Source organism: Streptococcus sp. P25B114 (genome assembly GCF_053010325.1).
Map to the genome: position 1 here is coordinate 71,392 of NZ_JBRKNW010000009.1, position 15,428 is coordinate 86,819.

Here is a 15,428-nt window from a genome sequence, read left to right on the forward strand (position 1 = left end):
ATTGAATAAACAGCAACTAAAAGAAGTTTCTAAAGATACAATGATTGAAACTTTTTTAGATATTTTACAGTCACAAGGTACAGATTTTATAAAAGAACAAGGTTTGTCACTGATTTCAGAAATTGGATTTGAGACAGCTTTATCATTTGTACCAGCATTAGGCGGAGCAGTATCATCTTATAGGACAAACCGAGCTATCCGCAATCTTGAAATACAGGTACATCAGCTTGCAGAATATCAAGAAGTCATACAGAAAAACCTAAATATCATGTCAGTTGAGGTAAGAAAGGAGTTAGATAAACTATTTCTGTACATGCTTGAAAAAACAGTTAATGAGAAGCAAGAACAGAAAATTCAATATTTAACAAATGCATTTATTAATCTTACTGGACATAGTGAAATTGATGTAGATATTTCGTATATTTATTTTGATACATTGGAGCAGTTGACATTTCTGGATATAAAAGTATTGGTTGAAATCAGTAAGTCACATTTTTATTATTACTTGAATCCAGATGAACAACCTGATACGACAATAAAAGATGAACAATTCTCGGCGATAAAATCGAACTTATATCGTTTGGGACTAGCTGAAAATAAATTTGAAAAAGACTTGGGAGAGGATTTAGGAAAAACAAATACGACTTTGGAAGAACTACGAAAAGCTATCATTGAACTTCAAGAATTTCTTTCTAAGTCTAAAGGTAAGATTACTTCAATTAAAAACAAGACACGGGCAAAGGTTTCTAAATTGAAAGCCAGAGACAAAATAGTAATTTCGAAGTTTGGCAAGGAAATGATAGAGTTTTTCAAGGAACAGGAGGCAACCAATGAAACTTCAATTTAAGCAGCAGCAATTTCAGTTAGATGCGGTGGCCTCTGTTGTGGATGTTTTTGCTGGTCAGGATAAACACAGCGGTTTTGACTACCACATGGATAAAGGACAAGAGACAGGTGCGGAACTGGATATGAATTTTATCGGTTTCCGCAATGCTCCCATCCAGCTTTCACAGGAGACTATCAGCCAGCAGGTACGAACTCAGCAGCTCCGCCATGGACTTAAACCTTCCGAAAACCTATCCATCCAAAAAGTCGATGGTCGTCCGTCTTACAATTTGACCATTGAGATGGAGACAGGGACAGGGAAGACCTATACCTATATCCGCACTCTGATGGAGCTCAACAAGCAGTATGGCTGGCTCAAGTTTATCATTGTGGTGCCCAGCATCGCCATTCGGGAGGGGGTGCTCAAGTCCTTTGAGATCATGGCAGACCATTTCCAGATGGAGTACGGCAAGAAACCACGCTACTTTGTCTATGATTCGAGCCGTTTGGGAGAGCTGGACAAGTTCGCCAACTCCTCGGACATTCAGGTCATGATTATCAACTCCCAGGCCTTTAATGCCACTGGAGCAGATGCCCGTCGCATTCACACCGAGCAGGAAAGTTTCCGCTGGAGAAAGCCCATCGATGTCATTGCAGCGACCAATCCGATTTTGATCATCGATGAGCCTCAGTCGGTTGAGGGGAAAAAGACTAAAGAACGCTTGGAGGACTTCAAACCCCTATTTACCCTCCGCTATTCAGCCACCCATAAGGACAAGCACGATATGATTTATCGTCTGGATGCCTTGGACGCCTATAATAAAAAGTTGGTTAAGAAGATTGCCGTTAAGACCGTGGAGCAGACTTCTACCACAGGTACACAAGGCTACCTTTATCTGCAAGAACTGATTCCGCAAAAACCAGGGCCCAAGGCTCGGATTGAGTTTGAAATGCGGACCAAGTCAGGCGATGTCAAACGGGTGACCAAATTGGTTGAGCAAAATTTTGCTCTTTTTGAAGAGTCAGGCAACCTACCAGCCTATCAGGACGGTTGGACTTTGAGCAATTTTGATGCGCGTGAAGGCGAAAATTCCATTCAAATCGGTGCCAATCGCAAACTCCATGTGGGCGAAGTGATTGGGGAAACCAACGAAGATGACATTCGTCGTATACAGATTCGGGAAACCATTGCCAGTCACCTGCAAAAAGAAGAAGGCCTATATAAACGAGGTATCAAGGTGCTATCTCTCTTCTTCATCGATGAAGTTGCCAAGTACAAGTGCTATGACGAGCAAAATGATGCCTACAATGGCACCTATGCCCAGATATTTGAAGAGGAATATGAAGCCCAGGTCAAGGCTTTATTGGAAGATCCCAACCTCCATGGCAGCAACTTTTGGCATTATCTCAACAAGCACCAAGAAGGCAATTCCGTTCACGCAGGTTATTTCTCCGTTGATAAGGTGAAAAAATCGGACAAGGTCAAGTTTGTGGACTACAAATCGGCAACTGAAAAGAAAAACAATCAGTCTAACGACAAGGATGCCTTTGATTTAATCATGAAGGACAAGGAGCGTCTGCTGTCCTTTGATGAGCCAGTACGTTTTATCTTCTCCCACTCAGCCCTCAAAGAAGGCTGGGACAATCCCAATGTCTTTCAGATTTGTACCTTGAAAAATACGGGTACGGAGACAGAAAAACGGCAAAAGATTGGTCGTGGGATGCGTCTTGCTGTTGACCAAAAAGGTGTCCGTCAGGATGAGGAACTGTTAGGAGCAGATGTTCATAACATTAACAAATTGACCGTCATTGCCAATGAAAGCTACGAAGACTTTGCCAAGAACTTGCAAAGAGAACTCAAGGAAATCTTGGCTGACCGACCAAGCAAAGTGGAAGTGGATCTTTTTGTCAATAAGGTCTTGGAAAATGAAGTTGGTCAAAAACTGACTGTCACCAAGGAAGTAGCTAAAGAGATTGAACATCAGTTGATTAAGCAAGATTATATTGACAGCAAGGGAAATCTGACCACCACTTACTTTGAACAAAAGGATACCAGCCAGTTTACTTTATCGGAAAACTTAGCTGGCTACGAAGTTGCGGTAAAAGACATCTTGGAATCTATTTACGATGCCAATCGTTATCATATTGAGCGTGAAAATGATTCGGAAGTTGTCTTTGCTAGAGAAATCAATCCTGACAACTACAACCGTCAAGAGTTTAAACGTCTGTGGGAAAGCATTCATCACAAGTCCACCTACTATGTCGAGTTTGACGATGAGGAATTGATTGAAAAATCTGTTAAGGCATTGAATGAGTCTCTGTTTGTCAAAAAGCCAAGCTATATGATTACAGAAGCTGAGGCAAGGGAAATGAAAGCTGAACAAGGTTTGGATTTCAAGGTCAATAAAGACGGCAAGCGTCAGGCTGAATTGGACAAGTCATCTATCCAACTCCGCTATGATTTGTTGGGTGAAATCGCCAGTCGCACAGAGTTGAAACGGAAAACAGTTGCCGCTATCCTGAAACAGATCTCACCAAGCAAGTTTGACATGTTCGCCTATAACCCTGAGGCATTTATCCAACGAACAAGCCGCCTGATCAATGAACAAAAGGCCAGTCAGGTGATTGAGCATATCCGCTACAATATCTTGGAAGAAACCTTTGACACTTCTGTTTTTACGGATAACCCAGAAAGCGGAAAATTGTCGGACAAACGGATACTGGAATCGCAAAAAGGCGTGTATAATTATGTAAAGGTTGATTCGGATACGGAGCGGAAGTTCAAAGAAGAGTTGGATCAATTTGAAGATGTTATGGTCTATACTAAGTTGCCAAGCGAATTTAAGATTTCCACCCCTCTGGGTGACTACAATCCTGACTGGGCAATTGCCTTTCGAGATGGTTCGGTTAAGCATGTTTACTTTGTAGCCGAAACCAAGGGTTCCATGTCTAGTTTGCAACTGAAAGGGGCAGAGCTAGCAAAAATTGAGTGTGCCAAGGCTCACTTCAAAGCCTTGAAAGAAAAAGGTTTGATTGCTGACGACCACATGTACGATGTGGTGGATTCCTATGAAAAATTATTAGAAATCGTGAGAGGATAAGCAACCAAGCAATCCTTCTCACAAGAGAAGGAGAAATATATGGGTGCATTTCTGTTTTTTACATTCGCCATCTGTTATCTGATTGGCATTATCGCCATTGCCATCGCTTACTCGTTCTTTCGTAGGAAATAGGAGGTATGCTAGATGGACAAAATTGTGATTTGGTTTTTGATTTTGCTTTGGGCCTCACCAGTAATTATTGTTGCCTTGGCAGGTGGCTTCGTCATTTTCAGCCTATTATTTGGTAGAAGGAAATAATGTCTTTGAACATTGCAAAGTCACACAACCTATCGTAAAGTTGTAATATATTTAGGATATACAGGGAGAGTGTAATGCCTTACCGTAAATTAACATCAAGAGATCGGACTTTTATCAAAGGGCAGACGGACCGCTTGCTGAATCAGATGAATAGCAATGCGGAATATTTGGCGACTGTCCAGACCTATGAGGCAGCCAAGGTCCGTGCCAACCAAGCCTATTTGGCTATGGAGCTGGAAGACGACCCAGAGAAAAAGCTACGACTGGCAAAATTAGTTGAAACCTATTCTGCCCAAGCCCAAACGATACTGGATGATTGGGATGCGAGAAATAGCAAAGCTGAAAAAGAAGCTAGGAATTTAAAGTTAATCTTGTGGCTGACCGTACTCTTCGCCCTCAGCTTTTTCTTCCCTGTCAATATTATTCTAGCCCTCCTATTTGCAGTCTGGTTCTATCGGAATTACCTTCGTTCAAGCAGAATTGCCCAAGTGCCTAAGTTTACTGCGAGCCAGTCATTAGTGACAGAAGAGGAAAGTTATGAAGACTGGCTGACAAAAAAGATTGTCACACTTAATAAAGACAAGCGTGAGTGGACAGAGGGCGTACTTGCAAAATATGACAGTTTGGATGAAATAGCAGCAGGTATTGGTAAAATTAATGAGATAGATAAAGAAGCTGGTAAGAAAATTCTCCATCGTTATCAAGCAATCTTAGCTGATATTGAAAAATTACCAGATTCTGACCAGAAAACCTATTATTTAGATTTTCATCGAGAAATGATAGCTGATTTGGGAAATGTATTTGAACAACTCCATATCGTATAAGAACACCGGGAACAGTTCCAAACTGGTTCCGGTTTTTCGATATTCGTCAATTGACAAGAACAGAACTATAATTTTATAGAGAAGATAGACATTAGCATTCCACTCGGCTTGTATCATATGTATAGCATGTGAAGGAAGACTTGTATTTAGAACCGCTTTGTGATTTAGCTGAAAATATGATAAAATAGGATGTTGTCAATAACAGGGTTTCATTTGCTCTGAATTTGAAAGGAAAAAAGCATGACAAAAACACCGTTTTATATCACCACACCGATTTATTATCCGTCTGGAAAACTTCATATCGGTTCAGCTTACACGACCATTGCCTGTGATGTATTGGCTCGTTACAAACGCCTTATGGGGCATGAAGTCTACTATCTAACAGGGCTTGATGAGCACGGACAAAAGATTGAGGAGAAGGCAAAAGAGGCTGGTCTAACACCGCAAGCCTACGTTGACGGCATGGCGGTTAGCGTTAAGGAGCTTTGGAACTTGTTGGACATCTCTTACGACAAGTTTATCCGCACGACCGACGATTACCACGAGGAAGTGGTGGCGGCTGTTTTTGAAAAATTGCTGGCGCAGGACGATATTTACTTGGGAGAGTATTCTGGTTGGTACTCCGTATCAGACGAGGAATTTTTCACCGAGAGCCAATTAGAAGAGGTCTTCCGAGATGAAAACGGCAAGGTAACAGGTGGTATCGCTCCGAGCGGCCACGAGGTTGCCTGGGTTTCAGAAGAGTCCTATTTCCTCCGCCTCAGCAAGTATCAGGATAAATTGGTCGAGTTCTTCAATGCTCATCCAGACTTTATCCAGCCAGACGGTCGCCTCAATGAAATCATGAAAAACTTCATCGAGCCAGGCTTGGAAGATTTGGCAGTATCCCGTACCTCATTTACTTGGGGAGTACCTGTTCCATCAAATCCTAAACACGTTGTTTACGTATGGATTGATGCCCTGCTCAACTATGCGACGGCTTTGGGCTATGGACAAGAAGACCATGCCAACTACGACAAGTTCTGGAATGGAACAGTTTACCACATGGTTGGGAAGGACATTCTTCGTTTCCACTCCATTTACTGGCCAATCATGCTCATGATGCTGGATATGAAGTTGCCAGACCGCTTGGTCGCTCATGGCTGGTTTGTCATGAAAGATGGCAAGATGTCCAAGTCTAAGGGCAATGTAGTCTATCCAGAAATGCTGGTCGAGCGTTTCGGCTTGGATCCACTTCGTTACTACCTCATGCGTAGTCTGCCAGTTGGCTCTGACGGAACCTTCACACCAGAAGATTATGTTGGTCGTATTAACTACGAACTGGCCAACGACCTTGGAAACTTGCTCAACCGTACCGTTGCCATGATTAACAAGTATTTCGGCGGTCAGGTACCAACCTTTGTTGCCAATGTGACAGATTTTGATGCGGATTTGGCGGCAGTAGTGGCTGAAAACTTGTCAAGCTACCACAAGTATATGGAAGCAGTTGACTATCCACGCGCCTTGGAAGCGGTCTGGAATATCATCTCCCGTACCAACAAGTACATCGATGAAACAGCACCGTGGGTCTTGGCAAAAGAAGTAGCTGACCGTGACAAGTTGGCAGCGGTTATGGCTCACTTGACAGCAGGTCTTCGTGTGGTGGCGCACCTCATTCAACCATTTATGATGACGACGTCTAATGCCATTATGGAACAACTTGGTTTGGGAACAGAATTTGATCTTGAAAACCTTGACTTTGCAGGTCTTCCAGCTGGTTTGACAGTGGTCGCAAAAGGTACGCCTATCTTCCCGCGTCTGGATATGGAAGAGGAAATCGCCTATATCCAAGCCCAAATGGGTGGCAGCTCTGCTATTTCCCAAGAGGAAGAAAAAGAGTGGAACCCAGCCGACGTGGAACTCAAAAACGAGAAAGCTGCGATCAAGTTCGAGGACTTTGATGCGGTTGAAATCCGTGTGGCCGAAGTCAAGGAAGTAGCCAAGGTGGAGGGATCTGATAAGTTACTTAAATTCCGCTTGGATGCTGGTGACGGTCAGGATCGCCAAATCCTGTCTGGTATCGCCAAGAACTATCCAAATGAGCAAGAGTTGGTCGGCAAGAAAGTCCAAATCGTTGCCAACCTCAAGCCACGTAAGATGATGGGCTTGCTCAGCCAGGGCATGATCCTCTCAGCCGAACATGGTGACAATTTAACACTCTTAACAGTCGATCCATCCGTGCCAAACGGCAGTCAGATTGGGTAAAATTACTTAAAAAGACACAAAAACCAGCCTAGTCAGCTGGTTTTTTGAGTGCTTTCCATTCCTCTTCTAGGATTGCCATGATGAGTGTATCGGCATAACTGTCTGCTGTCTTCTGGCTGTCACGCTTGATGCCTTCCAAACGAAAGCCAGCTTTTTCATAGGCACGTTTCGCACGCGGATTGAAGGAAAAAACTTCCAGTTCCAAGCGATGTAAGCCAACCTGCTCAAAAGCGAAATCTCTGGTTTTCTCGACTGCCCAAGAGCCCAGACCTTGTCCCAGATAGTCCTCGTCAAAGATAACGATACGGAAGTTAGCATAGCTGTTCTCCCAATCCAGTTCATTGATAACCGACTCACCGATAAAGGTCCCGTCAGGTGCAATCATTATAAAATCAAACCGGTCAGGGTCAGTGACAATCCGGTTGTAGAAGTTGATAACGTCATCTTTAGTGTAAGTTCCCGAGCTCCCTGTCAAACGGTAGATTTCTGCAGAAGGCATGGAAAAGCAGTCCTCATAGTATTTCTCTGCAAAGCCCACTTGAAAGGACTGCAGAATGAAGCCATCCTTTTCCCATTTGATAATATTTTTGGTCATTTTCCATCTCCTTTTCATCATTTTACCACAACTTGCGAACTAATAAAGAGAGGAGGTTTTATGTTAGTTGCACTTGATGAAGATGGGCAAGTCTTTAATGTCTTGGAAAATCCTGCGCCGCAAGGCAGTTTTTCCTGTCCAGGTTGTGGAGGACTTGTCCGATACAAATCTGGAAAAATTCTGCGTTCGCACTTTGCCCACGTCACCCTGCGGGACTGCCATTACTTTTCCGAGAATGAATCCGCCCAGCATCTGTCACTTAAGTCTTGTCTGTACAGATGGTTAATCAATGCCGAACAAGTTGAACTTGAAAAAAGCCTGCCCAGTATAGGGCAGGTCGCGGATTTATTTGTTAATAATAGTCTAGCTTTGGAAGTCCAATGTTCCAGTCTGCCGATTTCTCGTTTGCAGCTGAGGACGCAGGCCTATCGTGAGGGTGGTTATCTGGTTCTTTGGTTGCTTGGCAAGGATTTGTGGCTCAAGGAACGACTGACCAATTTGCACAAGCAATTTCTCTCTTTTAGTATGAATATGGGGTTTCACCTCTGGGAATTAGATGACGAGAAAAAAGAATTGCGGCTCCGTTACCTTATTCATGAAGACTTACGAGGTAAGGTCCACTGTATGACTAAGGTTTTTCCATTTTGCGAGGGAAATTTATTGGACATCTTGCGTCTGCCTTTTGCCAAGCAAGCTTTATCGCATCTTACTTGCCCGTTAGATAGGGATTTGCCTCGCTACATTGCTCAACAGCTTTATTACAAATCCCCCAAATGGCTCGCCCTGCAGGCAGAGTCTTATAGCCGAGGGGAGAATTTGCTGACAAAGACGGCAGAAGAATGGTACCCCCACATCCGTCTGCCCCGCTCTGCCATTGGCTTTGCCCAAATCAAGCAAGACCTGACACCGATTTACCAAGCATTTGATCGGTTTTACGACAAAGCAAAAGATAAGAGAAAACAAATCTTGTATCCACCTATAATGTATAGACAATTTATGTAAATAATGATATAATAAAAAAGGTTTACAAGGAGGTTCGTGGAATGAAATTCAGTCGTTTTACCTTAGTAACTGCCTCTTTACTGCTAATAGCTTGCTTATCAGCTTGTGCTGTCAGGTATGAGGAAGGGCAAACAAGCACTGCCTCGAGTCAGCAAGTGCAAACAATCAATGAGGAAGAAGCGCAGAAATTTACCTCCCAGCATAGTCAGAAAGTAGCATCTAAAGAAGTAGGAGATGACGGAGGAACACTCATAGTCTTTGAAGATGGTACGGAATACCTTTTCACTGATGAATATTATATGCTTTCCTACCAAAGCGGTTGTAAGGTAACCTATTTCATTGAAAGTGGTGATTATACTGTAGCGACAGATGAATACGAAGGCGAAGACAAAGCAAGTACAGCTAAGGGACAGGTCGGACAGTATTTTGTAGACAGTGGCTACTCTATTTCTTTTGCAAATGATGGCACCCTTCTCATTGATTTACAAGGAAATTTCACCCACCAGTATGATGACCAGGAGAAAAAAGGAAATATTAAAGATGCGGAAGGAAATAGTTACGTCGATAGCTTGTTAAACCAATATGGCATCCCGAACCTTGCCTTTTATGACAGCTTTGTCAAAGAAGTTGTAGCAGATGCCAAGACCTACTTTACTACTGATGAGTAGGTTGTAAGCCCTCCCTTTTCAATGGAAAGCGAGGCTTTTTTGTGGTAAAATAATAGGAACGGAGGATTTATTATGTCAAAACAACGTTATGAAATTGAAGAAAAATACCAGTGGGATTTAGCGACTGTTTTCCCGACAGATGAGGCTTGGGAAGCCGAGTTGGCTGATCTCCAAGCAGAAACAGAAAAAGCTAAGGTCTTTGCAGGTCACTTGCTGGACTCAGCTAAGAGCCTCTTGGAGATTAGCGAAACCCAGCTTGGTCTTATGCGCCGGCTTGAAAAGCTCTATGTCTATGCGTCCATGAAGAACGACCAGGATACCCGCGAAGGCAAGTATCAGGAGTTTCAAGCCAAGGCTTTGGCCCTTTATTCTGCCTTTTCACAGGCTTTTGCCTTCTATGAGCCAGAATTTATGGCGATTACTGAGGAGCAACTAGAGGCTTTCAAGGTAGAAGAGCCAGCTCTGAGTCAGTACAGCCACCAATTTGAAAAACTCTTGGCAGCCAAGGACCATATCTTGTCACAGGAAGTAGAAGAAGTTCTTGCGGCGACCAGTGAGATTTTCGATGCTCCGTCTGAAACCTTCTCTGTTTTGGACAATGCCAGCCTGCGTTTCCCAGAAATCGCAGACGAGGACGGCAAGTTGGTGCCCCTTTCTCATGGCAACTACATTTCCTTTATGGAGTCCAAAAATCGCGAAGTGCGTCAAGAGGCCTATGAGGCACTCTACGAAACCTACGAGCAGTTCCAGCATACCTACGCCAAGACTCTTCAGTCTAACGTTAAGGTCAATAACCTTAAAGCTCGTTTGCGGAAGTACGATTCAGCCCGTCACGCAGCACTTTCTGCCAACTTTATCCCAGAGTCTGTTTACGATACATTAGTGTCAGCAGTCAACAAGCACCTCCCGCTCTTGCACCGCTACATCAATTTGCGTAAGAAACTCTTGGGAATCGATGATCTCAAGATGTACGATATGTATACACCGCTTTCGAGCACAGATACAAAAGTCACCTATGAAGAAGCCTTGGCTACTTGTGCCGATACCTTGGATATCTTTGGTGATGAGTACGCGGCCATTGTCAAAGAAGCCTTTGAAAACCGCTGGATTGATGTCCATGTCAACGAAGGCAAGCGTTCAGGAGCCTATTCAGGTGGTGCTTACGACACCAACGCCTTCATGCTCCTCAACTGGCAGGACAATTTGGACAATATGTACACCCTGATTCACGAAACAGGGCATTCACTTCATTCGATGTTGACTCGTCAGAATCAGCCCTATGTCTATGGTCACTATTCGATTTTCTTGGCTGAGATTGCGTCAACAACCAACGAAAATCTCTTGACAGAGAAGCTCTTGGCAGAAGTGGAAGACGACAAGACCCGCTTTGCTATTCTCAATCACTACCTCGACGGCTTCCGTGGAACGGTCTTCCGTCAAACCCAGTTTGCTGAGTTTGAGCAGGCTATTTACAAGGCTGACCAGGAAGGCCAAGTCTTGACCGCTGATTTCCTCAACCAGCTTTACGGTGAACTCAATGAGAAGTATTATGGCTTGTCTGCGGAAGAAAATCCATTGATTCAGTATGAGTGGGCTCGGATTCCACATTTCTATTACAATTTCTATGTTTACCAATATTCAACTGGCTTTGCGGCAGCGTCTGCTTTGGCAGATAAGATTGTCAATGGTAGCCCAGAGGACAAGGAAAACTACCTCAACTACCTCAAGGCTGGTAGCTCTGATTATCCACTCAATGTCATTGCAAAAGCTGGCGTGGATATGACCAAGGAAGACTATCTCAACGATGCCTTCAAGGTCTTTGAAGCCCGCTTGACAGAGTTGGAATCTCTCGTTGAGAAAGGTGTGCACCTATAAGATGATTTCCTACAAACGATCTTTAGTCTATCCGCTTGTCAGTTTTAACCTTGCGGCGTTGATTGGCATCGGTGTGATGACCAAACCAGAACCTGCAGTTGGACTAGGACTTGTCTTTCTCCTGGTCGCTATCCTATCGGCTATCTATGCGTATGTCTTGCGCCAGCAGGGTGAAGTCTTTCTCTTAACAGCTGAAGGCTTGGACTTTCAGGAAAAAATCGGCTCACCACGCCAGCATTTTTCAATGGAAGAAATTGGAGAGATGCGCTATATAGTGCGGCCTATTTATCGGGATTTTTTGTCGCATAAGCTGAGGATTGTTGGAAATACAGGGAATTTGTTAGTTGAAGTGAATTTGAATGCCCTGGCTGGAGCGGACTTTAACGACATTTACCATTTTGTGCAAGAAGTCGCTCCCTATGTCCAGTGGGATTTTCCTACGAATTAAGAAGGAGGAAGCATGCTAACAGAAAATCAATTGCAGGATATTTTTGAAATAGCTGAAATCCTGTCAAATAGCGACAGAGACCTGTTCGCACAGTTGAAAGAGGTAGTTTTTGCAACGGATCCCAATCATATTTTGAATATGTTCGAGTCCTATTTGTCAGCTGAGGAGTTTGACCAATTTTTGGACCAGGTGACGGAGTCAGAAAAAGACAATTTATGGTTGATTTTAGTCACGCTGTTAACCAAGCAGGACTATATTTTCCCTTGTGATATAGAAGTTGACTTGACGGATTTTATCAATGGTTTCGATCAGCTCAAACAGGTACGTGCTGCAGGTATTTTACTAAAATTGGATCCGGATGGACTCAATCCAGGCGCCAATCTTGCACAGTGGCTCGTAACGATTAATGCCAAGTTTGAAGCTGAAGGCTTGGCTGCGGGCTTGCTGTCAATTACAGAAGACAAGTTTTATGTTTTCTTTAATCAGATTGAAAAAGTAGCCCGGTTGCAGCAGCTGGCACAAGGACTTGATATTGTGATTGCCTAATCATTGAGTATGAATGTGTTATTTTGGGGAATAAAAAGGGCAAGCCTTGCTTACCCAAATATTTTTTTCCAGAAGGAAGGTTTTGTATCTTCCTTTTTTTCTGTTTTTGTCATCCATTCTGGAAAGTTTGCTGCGAATGCAATATCCTCCTTATCGACAGCATGGTCCGTGTGGAATAGGAGAGCATAAGGAGAAGCGCCAACTTTCTCATCAATAATGCTGGCTGTGATGCTACCCTGCTGAGCAATTTTCATCAGTGCGATTTGCAGGCTATCGGACAGGGAAGGGGACAACTTGAGAAAGAGAGGACTGGTTTCTGACAGGAGTTTTTGGCAGATATAAGCAAAGTTCTTTGCCAGGTCAGGATGATTGGCCTCTTCAAAATTGAGAATGAGGACCACCCGTTCGCGGAAGGTTCCCATGTATTTACGCTGTTGGTCAGGGTCCAGTCTAGTCTCGCCAGATGCTTTTTGTAAAATGGTAGAATGTAAATCAGTCATGTTGATTAGTATAACATAGTTGAAAAAGTTCGCCAAGGAAGACGCTTACATCATTTCTTTCAGCAAAATAACCTATTTTTTCTTGAAAAATCCCTGCTTTTAAGGTATGATAGCTTTGTAACAATTTTAAACTCATAAGGAGAGTAATATAATGTCAATTATTACTGATGTTTACGCTCGCGAAGTCCTTGACTCACGCGGTAACCCTACACTTGAAGTTGAAGTTTATACTGAATCAGGTGCTTTCGGACGTGGTATGGTTCCTTCAGGAGCTTCTACTGGTGAGCACGAAGCAGTTGAGCTTCGCGATGGTGACAAGTCTCGTTACCTTGGTCTTGGTACTCAAAAAGCTGTTGACAACGTAAATAACGTGATTGCTGACGCTATCATCGGTTACGACGTTCGTGATCAACAAGCTATCGACCGCGCTATGATCGCTCTTGACGGTACTCCTAACAAAGGTAAATTGGGTGCAAACGCAATCCTCGGTGTTTCTATCGCTGTTGCGCGTGCAGCTGCTGACTACCTTGAAGTGCCACTTTACACTTACCTTGGCGGATTTAACACTAAAGTATTGCCAACTCCAATGATGAACATCATCAACGGTGGTTCTCACTCAGACGCTCCAATCGCTTTCCAAGAATTCATGATCTTGCCAGTTGGCGCTCCTTCATTCAAAGAAGGTCTTCGTTGGGGTGCTGAAGTATTCCACGCTTTGAAGAAAATCTTGAAAGCTCGTGGTTTGGTAACAGCTGTTGGTGACGAAGGTGGCTTCGCTCCTAAGTTCGAAGGAACTGAAGACGGTGTTGAAACAATCATCGAAGCGATCGAAGCTGCTGGTTACGAAGCTGGCGAAAACGGCATCATGATCGGTTTCGACTGTGCGTCATCTGAATTCTACGACAAAGAGCGTAAAGTTTACGACTACACTAAATTCGAAGGCGAAGGCGCTGCTGTTCGTACATCTGCAGAGCAAATCGATTACCTTGAAGAATTGGTTAACAAGTACCCAATCATCACTATCGAAGATGGTATGGATGAAAACGACTGGGATGGCTGGAAAGCTCTTACTGAGCGTCTTGGCAAACGTGTTCAATTGGTTGGTGACGACTTCTTCGTAACAAACACTGACTACCTTGCACGTGGTATCAAAGAAGGTGCTGCTAACTCAATCCTTATCAAAGTTAACCAAATCGGTACTCTTACTGAAACATTCGAAGCTATCGAAATGGCTAAAGAAGCCGGTTACACTGCCGTTGTATCACACCGTTCAGGTGAAACTGAAGATTCAACAATCGCTGACATCGCAGTTGCAACTAACGCTGGCCAAATCAAGACAGGTTCATTGTCACGTACAGACCGTATCGCTAAATACAACCAATTGCTTCGTATCGAAGATCAATTGGGTGAAGTTGCAGTCTACAAAGGCTTGAACTCATTCTATAATTTGAAAAAATAAAACAGTCTGGGAGACTGTTTTATCCCTGAGCTAGAATAGCGAAGGTTATAATAAGAACAAGTCTGGAAATATCCAGACTTGTTTTTCAATGTCTGGGAGACTGTTTTATCCCCGAGCTAGCATAGCGAGGGTTATAATAAAAACAAGTCTGGAAATTTCCAGACTTGTTTTTCGTAGTACACTGTACTAATTTATCCCCGAGCTAGCATAGCGAGGGTCATAATAAGAACAAGTCTGGAAATTTCCAGACTTGTTTTTCGTAGTACAGTGTACTAATTTATCCCCGAACTAGGATAGCTAGGGTTATAGTGGAAACAAGTTCGGAATTATCTGGACTTGTTTTTTGTCGTGCAGTGTACAACTTATCCCTATGGCTCCCGAACTAGCAAGGTTTTAAGGATATGAAGATGCCCTCTGATTTAATTGGGAGGATTTTTGTAAAGTGGGGCAAATAAGGGTCACTATTTTACATGGATTTTTTATGGCAACATTGTTGGTTGTATTTACAGTCTTGATTATCTTATGTTGGTGATTGTGGTACCTATCTCCGATATTGTACAAATAGAACGAGAAATTGTATAATATCTAAGAAAAGCAGGATAAAAAAAGAGTGGGAATTGAACTGCACCCCAAAAGTTAGACACAAAATCTAACGATTGGGGTGTTTTTCTTATGAAATTAAGTTATGAAGATAAACTAGAAATATATTTGCTTAGAAAGAGTGGCATGTCGTGGGTCAACCTTAGCCAGATATACAAGGTCACTATTGCTAATCTCACCTACATGATAAAACTCATGGATCGATATGGCGTGGAAAGCGTTGAAAAAGGTAAAAATAGGTATTATTCACCTGAATTAAAGCAAGAAATAATGGATAAGGTCTTGATTCATGGGTGTTCTCAACTCTCAGTTTCCCTTGATTATGCCTTGCCAAATCGAGGAATGCTTCCCAATTGGATAGCACAATACAAGAAAAACGGGTATACTATTCTTGAAAAACCAAGAGGGAGACCGAGCAAGATGGGACGTAAACGCAAGAAAACCTGGGAAGAGATGACGGAATTAGAGCGCCTTCAAGAGGAA

At 43.1% G+C, this 15,428-nt stretch carries 12 protein-coding genes and 1 pseudogene; 11 read left to right on the top strand and 2 right to left on the bottom strand.

Annotated elements, in window-relative coordinates; translation table 11 throughout:
* Position 1 precedes the first annotated feature (1 nt).
* The 4 genes from ACVC7T_RS05985 (at position 2) to metG (ending at position 7,252) form a co-directional block, all read left to right on the top strand.
* Positions 2-847, top strand: a complete 846-nt coding sequence (locus ACVC7T_RS05985) for a hypothetical protein (protein ID WP_024398286.1) — start codon at positions 2-4, stop codon at positions 845-847.
* Positions 831-3,926 (top strand): type III restriction-modification system endonuclease, encoded by a 3,096-nt coding sequence (locus tag ACVC7T_RS05990; RefSeq protein ID WP_447262629.1) that lies wholly within the window; start codon positions 831-833, stop codon positions 3,924-3,926. The genes ACVC7T_RS05985 and ACVC7T_RS05990 overlap by 17 nt, the downstream gene beginning before the upstream one ends.
* A 332-nt stretch (positions 3,927-4,258) precedes the next feature.
* Positions 4,259-5,008 carry a hypothetical protein gene (locus ACVC7T_RS05995; protein ID WP_024401788.1) on the top strand — a complete coding sequence of 250 codons (750 nt, stop codon included), beginning with the start codon at positions 4,259-4,261 and terminating at the stop codon, positions 5,006-5,008.
* Between the two features lie 240 nt (positions 5,009-5,248).
* Positions 5,249-7,252 (top strand): methionine--tRNA ligase, encoded by a 2,004-nt coding sequence (metG, locus tag ACVC7T_RS06000; RefSeq protein ID WP_447262630.1) that lies wholly within the window; start codon positions 5,249-5,251, stop codon positions 7,250-7,252.
* Between the two features lie 28 nt (positions 7,253-7,280).
* Here metG and ACVC7T_RS06005 read toward each other — a convergent pair whose 3' ends face one another.
* A complete protein-coding gene (locus tag ACVC7T_RS06005; protein WP_447262631.1) occupies positions 7,281-7,847 on the bottom strand; it encodes a GNAT family N-acetyltransferase in 567 nt (188 codons plus the stop codon).
* 60 nt (positions 7,848-7,907) lie between these two features.
* On the opposite strand from ACVC7T_RS06005, the gene ACVC7T_RS06010 reads away from it, so the two are divergent.
* The 5 genes from ACVC7T_RS06010 to ACVC7T_RS06030 all read left to right on the top strand — a co-directional run bounded on the left by ACVC7T_RS06010 (position 7,908) and on the right by ACVC7T_RS06030 (position 12,386).
* Positions 7,908-8,849 carry a competence protein CoiA gene (locus ACVC7T_RS06010; protein WP_447262632.1) on the top strand — a complete coding sequence of 314 codons (942 nt, stop codon included), beginning with the start codon at positions 7,908-7,910 and terminating at the stop codon, positions 8,847-8,849.
* A gap of 41 nt (positions 8,850-8,890) precedes the next feature.
* Positions 8,891-9,517, top strand: a complete 627-nt coding sequence (locus tag ACVC7T_RS06015) for a hypothetical protein (protein ID WP_447262633.1) — start codon at positions 8,891-8,893, stop codon at positions 9,515-9,517.
* A gap of 72 nt (positions 9,518-9,589) precedes the next feature.
* Positions 9,590-11,392 (top strand): oligoendopeptidase F, encoded by a 1,803-nt coding sequence (pepF, locus tag ACVC7T_RS06020; RefSeq protein WP_447262634.1) that lies wholly within the window; start codon positions 9,590-9,592, stop codon positions 11,390-11,392.
* A gap of 1 nt (position 11,393) precedes the next feature.
* Positions 11,394-11,840, top strand: a complete 447-nt coding sequence (locus ACVC7T_RS06025) for a hypothetical protein (RefSeq protein WP_447262635.1) — start codon at positions 11,394-11,396, stop codon at positions 11,838-11,840.
* Positions 11,841-11,852: 12 nt separating this feature from the next.
* Entirely contained in the window at positions 11,853-12,386 is a 534-nt protein-coding gene (locus ACVC7T_RS06030) for a DUF6630 family protein (protein WP_447262636.1), read from the top strand.
* 50 nt (positions 12,387-12,436) lie between these two features.
* Here ACVC7T_RS06030 and ACVC7T_RS06035 read toward each other — a convergent pair whose 3' ends face one another.
* On the bottom strand, positions 12,437-12,886 hold the full coding sequence (locus tag ACVC7T_RS06035) for a DUF1694 domain-containing protein (protein ID WP_105110951.1): 450 nt from the start codon (positions 12,884-12,886) through the stop codon (positions 12,437-12,439).
* 151 nt (positions 12,887-13,037) lie between these two features.
* Between ACVC7T_RS06035 and eno the strand changes: the two genes are divergently transcribed.
* On the top strand, positions 13,038-14,345 hold the full coding sequence (eno, locus tag ACVC7T_RS06040) for a surface-displayed alpha-enolase (protein ID WP_099871461.1): 1,308 nt from the start codon (positions 13,038-13,040) through the stop codon (positions 14,343-14,345).
* Between the two features lie 672 nt (positions 14,346-15,017).
* A pseudogene (locus tag ACVC7T_RS06045) lies at positions 15,018-15,428 on the top strand (IS3 family transposase); the annotation flags it as partial.